The 16,053-nt window shown below is 67.4% G+C and carries 17 protein-coding genes and 1 pseudogene; 3 read left to right on the top strand and 15 right to left on the bottom strand.

The genetic code is table 11. From position 1 onward, the window contains the following. Positions 1–4: 4 nt before the first annotated feature. Genes ACFY1H_RS42075 through ACFY1H_RS42025 form a run of 11 tightly spaced genes read right to left on the bottom strand, consistent with a single transcriptional unit; the run spans position 5 to position 10,199 of the window. The gene (locus tag ACFY1H_RS42075) at positions 5–454 is read right to left on the bottom strand and encodes a DUF1931 family protein (RefSeq protein ID WP_366585169.1); all 450 of its coding nucleotides are present in this window, start codon (positions 452–454) and stop codon (positions 5–7) included. Beyond that, entirely contained in the window at positions 454–2,145 is a 1,692-nt protein-coding gene (locus tag ACFY1H_RS42070) for an FAD-dependent oxidoreductase (RefSeq protein ID WP_386955784.1), read from the bottom strand. The genes ACFY1H_RS42075 and ACFY1H_RS42070 overlap by 1 nt, the downstream gene beginning before the upstream one ends. Continuing rightward, positions 2,142–2,405, bottom strand: a complete 264-nt coding sequence (locus ACFY1H_RS42065; RefSeq protein WP_366585173.1) for a UBP-type zinc finger domain-containing protein — start codon at positions 2,403–2,405, stop codon at positions 2,142–2,144. Before ACFY1H_RS42065 ends, ACFY1H_RS42070 begins: the two co-directional genes overlap by 4 nt. Positions 2,406–2,411: 6 nt before the next feature. Next, complete coding sequence (gene trxA, locus ACFY1H_RS42060; RefSeq protein ID WP_366585175.1) at positions 2,412–2,906, bottom strand: thioredoxin; 495 nt, start codon at positions 2,904–2,906, stop codon at positions 2,412–2,414. After that, on the bottom strand, positions 2,903–5,533 hold the full coding sequence (gene clpB / locus ACFY1H_RS42055) for an ATP-dependent chaperone ClpB (protein WP_366585177.1): 2,631 nt from the start codon (positions 5,531–5,533) through the stop codon (positions 2,903–2,905). Before clpB ends, trxA begins: the two co-directional genes overlap by 4 nt. Beyond that, complete coding sequence (locus tag ACFY1H_RS42050; protein ID WP_366585179.1) at positions 5,524–5,820, bottom strand: chaperone modulator CbpM; 297 nt, start codon at positions 5,818–5,820, stop codon at positions 5,524–5,526. Before ACFY1H_RS42050 ends, clpB begins: the two co-directional genes overlap by 10 nt. Then, on the bottom strand, positions 5,820–6,746 hold the full coding sequence (locus ACFY1H_RS42045; protein WP_366585181.1) for a DnaJ C-terminal domain-containing protein: 927 nt from the start codon (positions 6,744–6,746) through the stop codon (positions 5,820–5,822). Before ACFY1H_RS42045 ends, ACFY1H_RS42050 begins: the two co-directional genes overlap by 1 nt. Before the next feature lie 6 nt (positions 6,747–6,752). Further along, positions 6,753–7,292: a nucleotide exchange factor GrpE gene (locus ACFY1H_RS42040; protein ID WP_366585183.1), complete on the bottom strand. Its 540-nt coding sequence runs from the start codon at positions 7,290–7,292 to the stop codon at positions 6,753–6,755. A 9-nt stretch (positions 7,293–7,301) separates the two neighbouring features. Further along, positions 7,302–9,179 carry a molecular chaperone DnaK gene (gene dnaK / locus ACFY1H_RS42035; RefSeq protein ID WP_366585185.1) on the bottom strand — a complete coding sequence of 626 codons (1,878 nt, stop codon included), beginning with the start codon at positions 9,177–9,179 and terminating at the stop codon, positions 7,302–7,304. Continuing rightward, positions 9,179–9,727 carry a general stress protein gene (locus ACFY1H_RS42030; RefSeq protein ID WP_366585187.1) on the bottom strand — a complete coding sequence of 183 codons (549 nt, stop codon included), beginning with the start codon at positions 9,725–9,727 and terminating at the stop codon, positions 9,179–9,181. Before ACFY1H_RS42030 ends, dnaK begins: the two co-directional genes overlap by 1 nt. Before the next feature lie 10 nt (positions 9,728–9,737). Beyond that, complete coding sequence (locus ACFY1H_RS42025) at positions 9,738–10,199, bottom strand: Hsp20/alpha crystallin family protein (protein ID WP_366585189.1); 462 nt, start codon at positions 10,197–10,199, stop codon at positions 9,738–9,740. 270 nt (positions 10,200–10,469) lie between these two features. Between ACFY1H_RS42025 and ACFY1H_RS42020 the strand changes: the two genes are divergently transcribed. Next, complete coding sequence (locus ACFY1H_RS42020) at positions 10,470–12,134, top strand: PucR family transcriptional regulator (RefSeq protein ID WP_386955783.1); 1,665 nt, start codon at positions 10,470–10,472, stop codon at positions 12,132–12,134. Here the strand turns inward: ACFY1H_RS42020 and ACFY1H_RS42015 are convergent. From ACFY1H_RS42015 to ACFY1H_RS42000, 4 genes and pseudogenes are all read right to left on the bottom strand, one after another. Further along, entirely contained in the window at positions 12,020–12,364 is a 345-nt protein-coding gene (locus ACFY1H_RS42015) for a hypothetical protein (RefSeq protein ID WP_386955854.1), read from the bottom strand. The two genes, ACFY1H_RS42020 and ACFY1H_RS42015, sit on opposite strands and share 115 nt — an antisense overlap. 492 nt (positions 12,365–12,856) lie before the next feature. Further along, on the bottom strand, positions 12,857–13,036 hold the full coding sequence (locus tag ACFY1H_RS42010; protein ID WP_366585322.1) for a hypothetical protein: 180 nt from the start codon (positions 13,034–13,036) through the stop codon (positions 12,857–12,859). A gap of 7 nt (positions 13,037–13,043) precedes the next feature. Then, positions 13,044–13,175: pseudogene (locus tag ACFY1H_RS42005) on the bottom strand (IS481 family transposase); the annotation flags it as partial. Positions 13,176–13,249: 74 nt separating this feature from the next. Next, positions 13,250–13,690, bottom strand: coding sequence for a hypothetical protein (locus ACFY1H_RS42000; RefSeq protein WP_386955782.1), 441 nt, complete (start codon positions 13,688–13,690; stop codon positions 13,250–13,252). A 176-nt stretch (positions 13,691–13,866) separates the two neighbouring features. Between ACFY1H_RS42000 and ACFY1H_RS41995 the strand changes: the two genes are divergently transcribed. Together ACFY1H_RS41995 and ACFY1H_RS41990 are read left to right on the top strand one after the other, a co-directional pair. Beyond that, entirely contained in the window at positions 13,867–14,532 is a 666-nt protein-coding gene (locus ACFY1H_RS41995) for a Hint domain-containing protein (RefSeq protein WP_366585195.1), read from the top strand. After that, positions 14,508–14,789 carry an Imm53 family immunity protein gene (locus ACFY1H_RS41990; RefSeq protein ID WP_386955781.1) on the top strand — a complete coding sequence of 94 codons (282 nt, stop codon included), beginning with the start codon at positions 14,508–14,510 and terminating at the stop codon, positions 14,787–14,789. Before ACFY1H_RS41995 ends, ACFY1H_RS41990 begins: the two co-directional genes overlap by 25 nt. Positions 14,790–16,053: the final 1,264 nt, after the last annotated feature.

The raw sequence follows: 16,053 nt of genomic DNA, 5'->3' as shown, positions 1-16,053 counted from the left end.
CCTTTCAGAGGAGCAGTTCGAACATCCGGAAGACTTGTTCCCACTCGGCGGAGCCGGGGTTCTTGACCCGCGGGGCGATGATCTTGAACGCCTGCGCGAGAGCCACGCTGAGGCCGCCGGCGATGGCCGGGAGCCGTGCCTCGGTGTCTTCGGCGATCGCGATCTCGAGCGGGGGACGCCTCAGGAGCTGCTCGATCAGCGGCACCACTTCCAGGTCGTCTTCCATGTTGAGGAACTCGTGCATGCACTCCTGCAGCCCCTTGGTGATCGGCAGGTCCCTCGGTTCGATGACGTCCCGCCCGTTGGCCTTGGCCGTGGCCTTGGCGACTACGAAGAGGTCGTAGATCTTGCGGTCCAAGAACTCGTCGTACCGTTTCAGATCGCTCTTGTCGACATTCAGGCTCGCGGCCACCCGGAAGAACCGTTCGAACCTTGCCGCGCCCATGACCGGCATCAGGCCTCCATCGAGAGATGTTCGTGTACGAACCGGACGGCCATGGCGCCTTCCCCGACCGCCGAGGCCACTCGTTTGACCGAGCCGTGGCGCACGTCGCCCACAGCGAACACGCCCGGCCTGCTCGTCTCCAGCACCAGCGGCGGGCGCTGAACCCCGCGCCACACGTCGGGGTCCCGGTGCCCCTCGGCGTCCGCACCGGTGAGCACGAACCCGTCCTCGTCCAGGGCGACCATCCCCGAAAGCCAGGCGGTGTGCGGGGAAGCCCCGATGAAGACGAAGAGCGCACGGGCGTCGAGGACGCGGCGCTCGCGGGTGCGGTTGTCCTCGACGACCAGGGATTCGAGGCTGTCGCCGCCGACGAGCTCGCGGACTTCGGTGTGCTTGAGCACGGTGATCCGCGGATGCTGTTCGACCTGGTCGACGAGATAGCGGGACATGTTCACAGCGAGATCGCCGCCGCGCACGACCAGGTGGACCACCGGCGAACCCTCCGCGAGGAAGACCGCCGCCTGGCCGGCCGAGTTGCCGCCACCGACCACTGCGACGGGGGTGGCGAGGCATCGACGCGCTTCGTGCAGAGTCGCGGCGTAGTAGACGCTGGTCGCTTCGAATGTCTCGATGCCAGGTATGACGAGCCTGCGGTAGCGAGCACCGGTGGCGATCACGACGGCACGGGAAACGATCTCGATGCCGTCGTCGAATCCGACGACGTAGCGGCCGGCGCGTGGTTCGAGGGTGCGCGCTTCGGCCGGGACGGCGACTCGAGCCCCGAACTTGGCCGCCTGGATCACCGATCGCTCGGCCAGCTCCGCGCCGGAGATCCCCGGCGGGAAGCCGAGGTAGTTCTCGATGCGGGACGTCGTTCCGGCCTGGCCGCCCGGCGCCAGGGCGTCGAACGCCGACAGCCGCAACCCGTCGGAAGCGCCGTAGACCACCGCGGCCAGCCCGCCGGGCCCGGCACCGACCACGAGCAAGTCCCGCACACCGCGTTCCGGTTCCGGCGGCCGCAGCCCCATTCTCCGGGCCAGCTCGGCGGTGCTCGGGTTCCGCAGCACTTCGGTGCCGTTCAGCACGACCACCGGGGTGTCCTCGACGGCAACGCCGAAGCGCTCCAGGAGCGCTTCGGCTTGCTGGTCCTTGTCGACGTCGACCAGCCGGTACGGGAGCCGGTTGCGCGCCACGAACTCCAGCAGCCGCTTGGTGTCCGGGGTATAGCAGGAGCCGACGATCCGCAGCCCGGTGCCGGATCCGATGAGGAGCGTCCGCCGCACGAGGTAGGCACGCAGGATCAGGTCGCCGAGCACCGGATCGCCGAGCACCAGGCGCCGCAACGCGCTTGCCGGGATGGCGAGCACCTCGCCGGCCTCGACGGCCACGGCGCCGACGAACGCGGGCTGCCCTTCGAGCAGCCCGAGTTCACCCAGGAACCGGTGAGGTCCGTGGACGCGGACGACCTTCGCGTCGCGCCCGGTTCCTTCCACCACGGCGACCTTGCCGGTCAGGATCACGAAAAACTCGGATGTCGGCTCGCCCTGTGCGTACAACACCTCGCCCGCCCGGACCGGACGGCGTTTGCCGCCTTTGCCGAGGGTGCGGATCTGCTCGTCCGTGAGCGAGGGGAACGCTCCGTGCGGATCCGGGGTCTCGGTCAGCGGCGCGCTGAGGTCGATCCCTGTCAAGGCGGTCATACGAATGCCTGATCGACGTAGCACCAGCGCCAGGTCTCGCCGGGCTCGAACGAGCGCACGATCGGATGTCCGATGGCGTGGGCGTGCTTGCTGGCGTGCTTCATCGGCGACGAGTCGCAGCAGCCGACGTGCCCGCACGTCAGGCACAGCCGTAAATGCAGCCACGGCGTGCCGGCGACCAGGCACTCCTCGCAACCCTGCGGGGTTCGCGGCCCAACGTCCCGGACGAACTCGAGATGCCGGTCGACGACACTGGTCATCACAGGTCACCTTCCTTGCTCATGGCTGACCTCGCGGGCACTTTCCGGTCGCGCTATCGCCTGATCGAGCCACTCGCGCAGCACGTTCACGGGCGCAGCCCCTGCCTGCCGCGCGACGACCTCACCGCCGCGCAGCACCATGAGCGTCGGCACGGCCTTCACGTCGAACCGCTGGGCCAGCCCGGGTGCGTTGTCCACATCGACCTTCACGAGCTTGACCTTCCCGGCCCGCTCCCGTGCGAGCTGGGCCAGCGCGGGGCTGACCTGTCGGCAGGGCCCGCACCAGGCGGCCCAGAGGTCGACCAGCACCGGCATCGTGGCCTGCTCCGCGACTTCCGCGAAGTCGGTCTCGCCGGCGTCGACGATCCAGGGCAGCGGCTCGTGGCAGTGCCCGCAGGTCGGCTTGCCCGCGGCAGCCGCCGGCAGGCGGTTCTTGTGCCCGCAGTGTTCGCAGACGACCGTGCCGGTGGTGCCGGAGGTGTTACCGGTGCCGGTGCTCATGCCGCGGACCTCCCTTCGCCCCCGCTGTAGGTGACGACGAGCTCGCCGTCCTTGGCGTCGACGGTGATCACCAGCCCCTCGGTCGGTTCACCGCGCAGGAGCGTGCGGCCGATCTTGGTCTCGACCTCGTGGGAGATGTACCGGCGCAGCGGCCGGGCGCCGTACACGGGATCGAATCCGTGCTGGGCGATGAGTTTCCTCGCCTGCGCGGTGAGCTCGACCGAGATGCCCTGTTCAGCCAGCCGGTGGCGCAACTCGTCGAACTGCAGGTCGACGATCCGCTCGATCTCGGCCGGCCCGAGCGGCGTGAACAGCACGATGTCGTCGACGCGGTTGAGGAACTCCGGCCGGAAGTGGTGCCGCAGCTCGCCCAGCACGGCGTCCCGGGCATCCGGCTTGATCTCGCCGGTGGAGGTGACCCCGTCGAGCAGGTGCTGCGAGCCGATGTTGGAGGTCATGATGATCACCGTGTTGCGGAAGTCGACGGTACGGCCCTGCGCGTCGGTGATCCGGCCGTCGTCGAGCACCTGGAGCAGCGTGTTGAACACGTCCGGGTGCGCCTTCTCGATCTCGTCGAACAGAACTACCGAGTAAGGCTTGCGCCGCACGGCTTCGGTGAGCTGCCCGCCCTCGTCGTAGCCGACGTAACCCGGCGGAGCTCCCAGCAGCCTCGAGACGGTGTGCCGCTCCTGGTACTCACTCATGTCGAGCCGGACCATGTTTTCCTCGCTGTCGAACAAGGCGGCCGCGAGGGTCTTGGCCAGTTCGGTCTTCCCGACACCGGTCGGGCCGAGGAAGATGAACGACCCGATCGGCTTGCGAGGATCGCGGATACCCGAACGCGCCCGGATGATCGCGTCGGCGACCAGCCGGACGGCCTCGTCCTGGCCGATGACCCGCTCGTGCAGGATCTCATCGAGCCGCAGCAGCTTTTCCCGCTCGCCTTCCTGCAACCGGGAAACTGGGATCCCGGTCCACGAGGCGACGATCTCGGCGATCTCCTCGTCGGTGACGACCTCGTGCAGCAGCCGCTTCCGGCCCTGCTTGCCCGCCAGCTGTTCTTCCTCCGCGGCAAGCCGGCGCTCGGCTTCGGTGATCTCGCCGTAGCGCAGCTCGGCCGCGCGGTTCAGGTCGTAGTTCCGTTCCGCTTCCTCGGCTTCGTGGCGCAGCCGTTCCAGCTCGGACCGCAGCTGCTGGACCCGCCGGATCGCCTGACGCTCGGCTTCCCACTGGGCCTTCTTCGAGTCCGCTTCGGCACGAAGATCGGCGAGTTCCCGGTGGAGGTCCGCCAACCGGGCCTTGCTGGCCTTGTCGGGTTCCTTGGACAACGCGGCTTCCTCGATCTCCAGACGGGTGACTCGCCGGGTGAGCTCGTCGAGTTCGGCGGGCATGGAATCGATCTCCGTGCGCAGCCGCGCGCACGCCTCGTCGACCAGGTCGATCGCCTTGTCCGGGAGGAAACGATCGGTGATGTAGCGGTGGGACATGGTCGCGGCGGCGACCAGCGCGCCGTCCTGGATCTTGACCCCGTGGAACACCTCGAGCCGCTCCCGCAGTCCACGCAGGATCGAGATGGTGTCCTCGACGGAGGGTTCGTCGACGACGATCGGCTGGAACCGGCGCTCCAGCGCGGCGTCCTTCTCGATGTGCTTGCGGTACTCGTCGAGTGTCGTCGCGCCGATCATGTGGAGCTCACCGCGCGCCAGCATCGGCTTGAGCATGTTCCCGGCGTCCATCGCGCCTTCGGCGGCGCCGGCCCCGACGACCGTGTGGAGCTCGTCGACGAAGAGCAGGATGCGTCCCTCTTCGGCTTTGACCTCGGCCAGCACGGCCTTGAGGCGCTCCTCGAACTCGCCGCGGTACTTCGCCCCGGCGACGAGCGCGCCCATGTCGAGAGAGAAGATCGTCTTGTCCCGCAGGCCTTCCGGCACGTCGCCGCGCACGACCCGCTGGGCGAGGCCCTCGACGATCGCCGTCTTGCCGACCCCCGGGTCGCCGATCAGGACGGGATTGTTCTTCGTCTTCCGCGACAGGATCTGGACCACCCGGCGGATCTCGGCGTCCCGGCCGATCACCGGGTCGAGCTTGCCTGATCGCGCGTCGGCGACGAGGTCCCGGCCGTACTTTTCGAGCGCCTCGTACGCGCCCTCGGGAGTAGCGGAGGTGACCCGCTGGTTGCCGCGGATCTTGGTCAGCGCTGTCAAGAACGACTCGCGCGTCACGCCGTGCTGGGTCAGCAGCCGCCCCGCAGCGGACTTCGCACCCTCGTCGGCGAGTGCCAGCACGAGGTGTTCGACGGAGACGTATTCGTCCTTGAGCCGCTTGGCGTCCCGTTCGGCGGCGTCGAGCAGGCCGGCGAGGCGGCGAGTGAGGTAGACCTGCCCGGGGGTGGCGCCGGGGCCGGTCACCTTCGGCCGCCGCGCGAGCTCCCCTTCGACGGCTTCGCGCAGGCCGTCGACGTCCGCGCCGGCCTGCACGAGCAGCCGGGGCGCCAGGCCGTCGGACTGATCGAGCAGGGCGAGCAGCAGGTGCTCACCGTCGGTCTCGGTGTGGCCGTGGCGCTGCGCCACGCTCTGGGCCTCCTGCAGGGCTTCCTGCGATTTTTGGGTCAGCTTGTTCATGTCCATCGCCGGTGGCTCCTGACTTGGGCTTCGAGGACGTCGATTCGGTCCAGCAGGTCGAGCACGAGCCCGATGGCCGCGTAGTTGAGGGAAAGGCCCGCGCGCAAGCGCTGGATGCGCGCGAGGGTGGCGACGGCGGACGGGGCGAACCACAGCCGCCCGCTCGCATCGGCGGCGCCGTCCACGAGGCTCAGCGCGACGAACCGGCGGATCAGATCCGGATGCAGCCCGCTTCGCGCGGCTACCGTGTCGAGGCTGAGCCGGACGGGACGGGCGAGCAGGTACTCGGCCATCAGGTCCTCCTCGGGTCGAAATCGGACACCGCGGCGAGCTCTTCGAAGAGCTCGCGCTCCTGCTTGCCGAGCTTCTTCGGCACCATCACGCGGACCTCGGCGTAGAGATCGCCCGGCCTGCCCTTGGGGTTGGGCAGGCCTTCGCCGCGCAGCCGCAGCCGCCGTCCGGTCGACGAGCCGGGCACGACTCGCACCTTCACCTCACCGCCGGGGGTCAGCACGGGAACCGTGGCGCCGAGCGCCGCCTCCCAGGGCGACACCGGCAGCTCGACCGTGATGTCGCGCCCGGACAGGCGGTAGCGAGGGTGCGGCTTGATCCGTACCACGAGGTAGAGGTCGCCGGGCGCCGCGTTCCCGGACGCCCGCCCGCCCTGACCGGCGAGCCGGATGCGCTGGCCGTCGAGTACACCGGCCGGGATGTCGACGTCGTATCCGCGCTCACCCGCGCCGGTGATGCTCAAATGCCGTCGCCCGCCCTGGTAGGCCTCCTCGACCGTCAGCTCGAGCTCGGCCTCCTGGTCGGCGCCGGCGATCGGCCCACCGGCGCCCCGGCTCCGGAAGAAGCCGCCCAGCAGGTCCTCGAGGTCGACGCCTTCGAAGCCCTCGGACCCGCCGCCGAATCCCGGGCCTGCCCGGGTGGAGCGGCCGCGGCCGCCACCCCGCCCGCCGGCACTGGCGTACACCCGCTCGTCGAAGTCGTCGGGCACGCGGCGGAAATCCGCGCCGAACCGGTCGTACTTTTTGCGCTGTTCCGGGTCGGACAGGACCTGGTAGGCCTCGCTGATCTCCTTGAAGCGCTCTTCGGCGCCCGGGTCGGAGTTCACGTCGGGGTGGTGCTGCCGCGCCAGTTTTCGGTACGCGAGCTGGATTTCGTCGGTGCTCGCCGTTTTGGCGACACCGAGAGCCTGGTAAAAATCGGTTGCCACCGGCCATCACCCCGGTGCCTTGGACACCGTCACGGCCGTCGGCCGCAGCTGGTGCCGGTCGGTCCCGTAGCCGGGGCGCACCACCCGGGTCACGGTGTTCGGTTCGGTGGCCGGGTCCTCGACGACGGCGACGACCTCATGCCTGTTCGGGTCGAACCGGACGCCGGTTTCGTCGTCCCGCGGGTACCCGAGACCGGCGAGCAGCTGGACGGCTTGATCCCGGATCGCGTGGACGCCCTGCACGACGGCCGACGGCTCCGCCTCGGCGTGCGCGAGCGCCAGTTCGAGGTTGTCGAGCACCGGAAGCCAGGCCGCCGCGACCCTGGCCCTCTCGGCTTCCACCTCCCGCCGCATGTCCGTGGCATGGCGCTTGCGCACGTTGTCGAGGTCGGCCACGGCCCGCCGCCACCGGTCCTCGAGCTCGGTGAGCTTCTCTTCCGCCCCGGCCGCCGGGGCCGGTACTTCCTGCGGGCCCGGCGCCGTGCCGGCCTCGGCGACCTCCGCGGAGGGGTTTCCCTGCTCCGCGGCCTTTCCTGGGGTGGTCATCGATTCGCCTCACGCCCGGTCGAAGTCCGCGTCGATCACGTCGTCCTCGTCGGCCGATTGCTGCGTGCCGCCGCCGGAACCGCTGCCACCTTCGCCGCCGCTCGCCCGGGAAGCGTTGAGCCCGGCCAGCACCTGCTGCAACTCCGAGGTCAGCGAACGCACCTGGTCCACCGGAGCCGCGTTCTTCACGGCCTCACGAGCCTCGTTGACGAGCATCTCCGCCCGCGCCTTCTCATGCGGCGGGGTGGTGTCCGTGATCGCCCGTTCGACCTGGTATGCCGCCGAGTCGAGCAGGTTGCGCGCGTCGACCTCTTCGCGCAGCCGCAGGTCCTCGGACCGGTTGCGTTCGGCTTCGGTGACCATGCGGTCGATCTCGGCCTGGTCGAGATTCGAGCTCTCGCTGATCGTGATGCCCTGCTGCGCGCCGGTGTCCTTGTCCTTGGCCGTGACATCGAGGATGCCGTTGGCGTCGACGTCGAAGGTGACCTCGATCTGGGGCTCGCCGCGCGGAGCCGGCCGGATGTCGGTGAGCTGGAAGCGCCCGAGCACCCGGTTGTCGGCCGCCCTCTCCCGCTCGCCCTGGAGAACCACGACGTCGACCGCGGGCTGGTTGTCCTCCGCGGTGGAGAACACCTCGGTCCGCCGCGCCGGGATGGTCGTGTTGCGCTCGATGATCTTCGTCATCACGCCGCCCTGGGTTTCGACGCCGAGGGACAGTGGTGTGACGTCGAGCAACAGGACGTCCTTGACCTCGCCCTTGAGCACACCTGACTGGACCGCCGCACCGAGCGCGACGACCTCGTCCGGGTTGACGCTCATGTTCGGGTCCTTGCCGCCGGTCAGCCTGCGGACCAGGCTCTGCACGGCCGGGATCCGCGTCGATCCGCCGACCAGGATGACCTCGTCGATGTCGTTCGCGGTCACCTTCGCGTCGCTCATCGCCTGCTTGACCGGGCCAAGGCACCGCTCGACCAGGTCCGTGGTGATCTGCTCGAACACCGAGCGCATCAAGGTGGTCGTGAGATGCTTCGGGCCGTCTTTGTCCGCAGTGATGAACGGCAGGCTCACGCTCGTCTGGCTGACCGAGCTGAGCTCGACCTTCGCCTTCTCCGCGGCTTCGAAGAGCCGTTGGAGCGCCTGCGGATCCGCCCGCAGGTCGATGCCGTTGTCCTTCTGGAACTGATCGGCGAGGTGATCCACGATCCGGCGGTCGAAGTCGTCACCCCCGAGATGGGTGTCCCCGGCGGTCGAGCGGACCTCGACCACGCCGTCTCCGACGTCGAGCAGGCTCACGTCGAAGGTGCCGCCGCCGAGGTCGAACACGAGGACCGTCTCGTGGCTCTTCGAGTCGAGCCCGTAGGCGAGCGCGGCGGCGGTCGGCTCGTTGATGATGCGCAGGACCTCGAGGCCGGCGATTTTGCCGGCGTCCTTGGTGGCCTGCCGCTGGGCGTCGTTGAAGTACGCCGGCACGGTGATGACGGCCTCGGTCACCCGCTCGCCGAGGAACTTGCCCGCGTCGTCGGCGAGCTTGCGCAGGATCTGCGCGCTGATCTCCTCCGGCGAGTAGAGCTTGTCGCGGACCTTGAACCGGACGACGCCGCCTTCGCCCTCGACGACGTCGAAGCCGACAGCCTTGGCCTCGTCGCCGACCTCGTCGTATTTCCGGCCGATGAACCTCTTCGCGGAGTAGACGGTGCCCTTCGGATTGAGGATCGCTTGCCGGCGGGCGAGCTGGCCGACCAGCCGCTCGCCGCTTTCGGTGAACGCGACCACCGACGGGGTGGTCCGGGTGCCTTCGGAGTTGGCGATGACCGTGGGTTCGCCGCCTTCCCAGGCGGCGATCACCGAGTTGGTCGTGCCCAGGTCGATGCCGACCGCCTTGGCCATCACACACTTCCCTTCATCTTGGCGAGCAGTTTCTTGGCTTCGTCGGCCACCGCTTCATCGGCGACGACCTCGTAGCGGGTGGGCGTCATGACCCGGACCGAGGCGAAGTCGCGGCGGCCACGCTGGAGCGCATGGACGGCGAGGCCGAAGATCGCGCCGATCACAGCGCCGAACACAAGGCCGTACACGGCGAGGGTGAAGGCCGCCAGCAACGGCGTGAACCAGTTCAAGATCCCGAACAGCCAACCGATCAGCAGTCCTGTGACGGCACCCGAGCCGGCTCCGCGCAGCGCGGCGCCGCCGTAGTTCAGGCGCCCGACGACCTGCTCGACCAGCTTGACGTCCGAGCCGATGATGGCGACCCGCTGGACCGGGAAGCCGTTGTCCGACAGGTAGTCAACGGCACGCTCGGCTTCGCTGTAGGTCTCGTAAGCGCCGATCGGACGACGCCGGCTCGCGGTGCGCTGTTCCGAGGTGAGCTCATCCGAAGCTTGCTGGTCCGAAGAGTCACGCGGTGATGGCGCCGTGGCGCCGGGCTGCGCAGTCATCGTCCGGCTCCTAGACGTTCGCGTGTTCTTCGCGAGAAGCCTTGATCTGAGGCTTCTTTTCAGCCGTCTCGGTGCCGCCGCCGATTTCGACCTTGCGAGGCTTGCTGGCTTCGGCGACCGGGATGCCGAGCATGAGCACACCGTGGTCGACCTCCGCGGACAGCCGCGTGCTGTCCAGGTTGTCGCCCAGGAAGAATTGGCGGCTGAACTCACCCTGCGGCCGTTCGTCGACCACCAGTTCGTCACCTTCACGGCGCAGCGGGGCGCGACGGGCACGTACGGTCACCACATTGCGTTCCACCGTCACGTCGACGTCGTCGGGGTTCACTCCCGGTAGGTCCAGCGCGACGACGAACTGGTCGCCGCGGCGGAAGGCCTCGATCGGCATCGCCCGCGGGCCGCGGGCGCCCACCACGGCCTGCTCGGTCAACCGTTCGAGATCGCGGAACGGGTCGAAACGCATCAATGTCATGACTCTCCTCATTCCTCGGCCGATTACGTGTCGCGAATGGACCTACCGCGTCGAACAAACTCTGTGACGCGCTTCTCCTTGCGCATGCGAATTTGCGGTTACCGGCGGAATCGGGACCGTCGCAGCGGTTTTTCGTGACACAGCAGACTGTGCCAAGCAGAGCCATGCTCGCGCGTGCGCCTGGCAGGCCGAAACTGGCGCGAACGATCGACCCGGCAGAGCAGGATCATCCGTGTAGAGTCTTTGTTCAGTCGGCGGTTGGAGGCCCGGATGGCACCCGCGGCGGCGGGCGGAACCCACCAAAATCCACAGAGGTCGGACGGCTGGTGGCGTGGCCACTTGTCGAATTTGCGGGGGTCGTTCGTCGGCCGTGAAGCCGACGACATCGTTCGACTGGCCGCCACCTCGGTGCTGTCGCTGAGCGGCTGCGGCACCAAGGCGGTGTACCTGATCATCGACGGCGCACTCAAGCGTTGTGATGACGCGGAGCCGAACGCGGAGCTTGACCAGCAGGTGCGGCTTCTCGACGGCGACAGCGGCTCGCTCGTCCTACCCGGCGGCGATTGGTGCTGGGGCTTCGCGCTGCGCGGGCTGAACGTCTTGAGAGGCTACCTGGTGGTGCACGCGGCAATTCAGCCGTCGGAGGACGAGTTCTTCTTGCTCGAAGCGCTCAGTCAACAGGCGGCGGATGCGCTGGCCAACGCCGCGCTCCACCGGCGAGAGCGGGAACAGGCCCTCGTTCTGCAAGAGCTCAACGGCAGGCTGGCTGCGTCGGTCGCCCGGCTCGAGCAACAGGGGCACGTGCACGAGGTACTCACCAACATCTCCGTGTCCGGTGCGGGCGAGCCTGGCATCGCCCATGCGCTGCACCAGCTGACATCGTTGTCGGTCGCGATCGAAGACCGGTTCGGCAACCTGCGGGCCTGGGCCGGTTCCGGCAAGCCCGACCCGTACCCGAAGCCCGAATCCCACCGGCGCGAGGAGCTGCTCAGGCGCGCCGCGGCGGTCCCCCATCCGGTCCGGGAGAAGGACCGGTTGATCTCGCTCGTCAAACCGCACTACGAGGTACTCGGCGTGATCGCGCTCGTGGACCCCCGCAGGACCGTGGGCAGCCACGAGATGTTCGCGCTCGAATACGGGACAACGGTGCTGGCGCTGGAGCTGTCCCACCAGCGCAATCTCGCCGAGGTCGAACTACGCCTTCACCGTGACCTGGTCGACGACCTGATCACCGGCACCGACGACGAGAGCGCCTACGCTCGCGCCGACGCGATCGGGCACGACCTGCGCGGCCCTCATTACGTGATCGTCGTCCAATGGGACGGGAGGCAGGCCGACGACGCCCTCGCCCACGCCACCGGCCGGGCGGCCGCCTCGCTTCAGCTGAGCTCGATGATCTCCCGGCGCTCGGGAGCCGTGGTGCTCCTCGTCCGCGGACGCCCGGACGGGGACGCGCTGTGCCGCACCCTCTCGGAGAGCCTCGGAAGCGCCTGTGCGATCGGGGTCGGTGCCCGCTGCGACAGCCCTGGCAACTTTCCGAGGTCCTACTCGGAAGCCTTGCGAGCCCTGGACGTCCGCCAGAAATCAAGGTCACCCCATGGTGCGACGACATTCGACCAACTGGGCCTTTACCGCATTCTGGACACCGGAGACAATCGCGCCGAAATCGTCGCGTTCGTGCGGGAATGGCTGGGCCAGCTTCTCGACTACGACGAGCAAAAGAACACGAATCTGGTTCAGACGCTGTCGCAGTACCTCGAATGCGGCGGACACTACGACGAGACCGCTTCCGCGCTGGTGATCCACCGCAGCACCCTGCGCTACCGGCTCGGCCGGATCCGGGAGATCACCGACCGCGACCTCAATGACGTCGACAGCAGACTCAACCTGCACGTGGCCACCAGGGTCTGGCAGGTGCTGCAGGGTTCGGAGTGAACGGAGACGCCGAGGTAGGAGTAGAGGTGCAGCAGGTGCCAGGACTCGTGGCGCAACCGGCGGCGCGGGGCCCACACCGAGGTGAGGACGACCAAGACGAGCGCGACCGTACCCGCGGTCGCCAGCAGTATGCCCGGGTAGGTCGTGACGAGACTCCACACCTCGGCGATAAGTCCACTGTGGTCGGTCATGGCGTAGCCCAGAGAGATCAGGACGATGTGCAGGCACAGCAGGACGAACGAGGTGAACCCGGTCAGCTGGTGCCCGTGCGCCAGCGTGTCTTGCCCGGAGTTGAGTTCGACCCGGGGAGATCCGGGCGATCAGCAGTACCTGCAGCAGGAGCAGGGCGGACGAGAGCAGCCCGGTCAGGCGGCCCGCGGACGTGAGTCCGGAAGCGACCGAGCCCAGCTGCTGCAGGCCCTGGTGCGCCGCCCTGAGCGCGGTGACGAACAGCAACGTCGCTCATGTCGCCAGCACGTCGTGAGGGGGACATGCGGGCTCTCTTGGTGGTGACGTGGTGTCATCACCCTTCCGGAGCCCGGTTAGTCTCCGGCGTGATCGGGGTGAGAAAACGGTATCTCCCCTCGATCCGGTCGAGGGGGAGATGCTCTCGCGCAGTCCCGGAACGTTGATCTGCTGGGCAACAGGAGGCCGGAGCGAAAAGGAGAGCCCGTTCGGCGGGATGCCCGGCTCACAGGACGCGCACAGCGCTGTTGGCGAGTTCAAGAACGGTGTGCACAGTCAGTACGACGCCGTTCGGCCGCCAGGAATTCATCCGCCGGACCGCGGAACGCGCCGGTGTCGACCGGGGGATCGCCGATGCCGGTGTCGCCGCCGGTCCGGCGTTTGTCCTCGCCGCCTGAGCGGCTCCCGTCCGTCTCGATTTCGTGCTCGAGGCGCATCGGCGCGTGGTGCGAGCAACAGTCGTGTGTGAGACCTGAAACCGCTCAGCTGCGCGTCGTAGTGACCAGCCTTGATCGATGACACATGCGCCAACCGGAGCCTGCCGGTCGGGGTCAACGGGGCGTTACGGTGGAGGATGAGGGCCTCCGGGAGTCGGTGCAGGTTGTGGTGATCCACACCGAAACCCGGGGTCCTCACCCATATCAAGATCATCAAGACCGTGTCGCCACGTCACCAACGTGCCCGAACAGCACAGCTAGGGCCTCGCGGTCGACCGGGACGGGCGAGTTGATGACCGGTCGCTGTGCCGGGGAGAACCGCTCCCTCTGGACGGACATCAAAGCCGCGAGCTGGTCGTGAGCGGCGGCGCCTTCGGCGGCTCGCACGTCTGAAGTGGAGGTGGTTGGTGTCGCGCGGGGCGCGGCTGCGCGCGTCGCGGTGCGTCGGCGGTTCTTTCCGCGCCCGGCGAAGAGGCTGTTGACAAGCGCGTTCTCGGCCGCACCGAGCGGGTTGGTCACCGTGTAGATAGCCCGGCTCAGCTGGCGTACCGGACGGGGTGTCACCGCGTATTTGACGGTGCGGATCGGATGAGCCGTCTTGCGGCGGCGGGTGAAAAACCAGGCGGGTCCGAACGGTTTTCGTGATGTCCGCAACGCCCGTTCGGCGAGGTCCTTCGCCGGGCGGTGGACGAAGATCGTCCGGACCCGGTGCCCGGCCCGCGTTGACCGCGTTTATGCAGATGGCTGATCTGCGAGCGGTTGAGAGTGCAGAGCGACGACTGTCAACGATCAGGGCTTGCAATAGCTTCCTACCTGGAACACTCGTGTTGATGGCTGACGGATCTCGGCGATCAATCGAGTCGACCAAGCTGGGAGAATGGGTAGAAGCCGCTGACCCTGTCACCGGCCGGAGTGTTGCGCGGCAAGTCGTGGGAACGGTGACAGGTGAGGGCTGGAAGACTCTGATCCAGATTCGGATGACCGGTAGCTCGGAGACGATTACGGCCACTGGCAGTCATCCGTTCTGGTTGGCGACAAGGCAAGAATGGGTACCGGCGAGTGAGCTCCGTACCGGCGACATGGTGCGAGGCATCGACCGGCAAGTGCGCATCGCATCAACTGTCAAGGTCATGCGGCCACTGCGGGTCTACAACATCACCGTAGACGTTGGCCACGTGTATCGTGTGATGTCCGGGGACCAGGCGATCCTGGTGCACAATGGGCGCCCCCCACGCCAGGCTCCAGACCCGGCGGCGGAAGGACCGCACACTACGTTCCGATACGCAGGAGACACCGATGAGATCAAGATGTATGCCGAGTGGGCGCCACCGTCAGATCCGCGCGACCCAAGGCCCCTTGTTTTGCAGAAGCGTTTTGACCGCTACGGCCCGGCACATGTAAACCGTGATGGTTCAATCATTTCGACTCCGCACATCAATCTGCCGGACGGCAGTGCTAGAACCCTTGAACAATGGGAATTGCCGGGAGGATGCTAGTGTCGTTGGAAGTGAGTGTCCAATATCTCCTGGACTGGTATGCAAATAATTGTAACGGTGATTGTGAGCATGAATACGGCATAAAGATATCGACCATCGATAACCCTGGATGGCTAATTCAGGTGAACCTTTCCGAAACGGATATTTCCGGCCGAATAATGGAGCCACGCACTTGGGAACCGGAACATGGGCGATGGGTTCGATCGTGGTCCAATGGGGAAGAATTTAATGTTGTGTGTGATGTGCACGTCCTTTGACGTGGCTATTGGAGAGTTTCAGAAGTTTGCCGAAGCCAAATAAGCTGAGTCGGTGACCCGTTCGGCGGGTTGGGTGCCGGGGTTCCACTGGCCCGGGCGCGTTCGCCGCCGACGCCACCGGCGGCCAACGACCGGATCTCGAAGTGCAGCACCGGCGCCGCACCCGCTGCGAGGATCGCATCCGCGTCGCGGAGAGCAGCCGCAGGCACAGCCGTTTGGGTTCGCATCGGCGTGCGTCGTGCCGTGTATGGCCAGCAGCTGCAGCCGAGCGGTTGGTTCGGTTGCGAGGCAGTCGATGGCGATCCAGGTCCGGTTGGCGTCGAACCCGTGCATAGGGAGGTTGCGCAGACCCGTCTCTTTCACCGGTCTCGCCGCGGTTGGGTTCGTGCAGCGCCTCGCCCGCGGCCTGACCCAGGCGGCGCAACTCGCCGTGCTGTGGCGCCTCGTGCCGGACGAGCAGATGCCGATCAACGTCGTCTTCGCGACCTTCGAGGTGGAGATCATGCCGCCGGCCCCGGCTGCCGTCGGCCAGCGCGGCGCTGACGTTTGCCGAGCGAGTCGATCATTGCGTAGACCTCGGCCTCGCCGAGTCCCGGAGGTTCGCCGGCCCTCATCAGTTCTGCCTGAGCGGCCCCTCGATCGGCTTGCGCCCGGTTGAGGTCGACCACGCGTCTGCGTCGCCATCGACCGCCGACGCGCCGATCTCGCGCACAACTCCGCACCATGGAGTTCGTGTGGTCCGTACGACGCGGACGGGCATCCTATCGACGGAACTAGGATCAGCACCGACGCGGCACTGGACGCTGCCGAGAAGTGGCTCGGTCCCGGCGGCTACTTCGAACCGGAGTGAAATTGGAATCACGAATCGAATTCGATCAGTACGTTCTGGGCGAGGGCTTGAAGTTCCGTTGGGACGACGGTTTTGCCCTGGACGTGACCATCGATGGATCAGCGGTACTTGTCCGGGGCAACCCTGCGGGGCTGAGGTCGCTTGCGCGCCACCTGCTCACACTGGCTCAAGAGTCAGTCCCCGCCGGATCTCACCTACATCTCACGGGAGGTTCCGAACTCGACGGTGACGCTGACCTCATTGTCGAACGCGCTGATTTGTGACGGCCACGTCTCGGCCGGCAGCTACAGCAACGGCCGTCAACTCCTGAAGGACACGCGGAAGACGAAGGCCCGACCATTTCGACTGAGCAGGATCCCAGCGGCTTGTTGTTCCGCAATCGTGACTACACCGATTGGAGGACTGTGACACTTT

Source organism: Amycolatopsis sp. NPDC001319 (genome assembly GCF_042896185.1).
Taxonomy (GTDB): domain Bacteria; phylum Actinomycetota; class Actinomycetes; order Mycobacteriales; family Pseudonocardiaceae; genus Amycolatopsis.
This window is presented reverse-complemented; position numbering and strand designations above follow the sequence as displayed.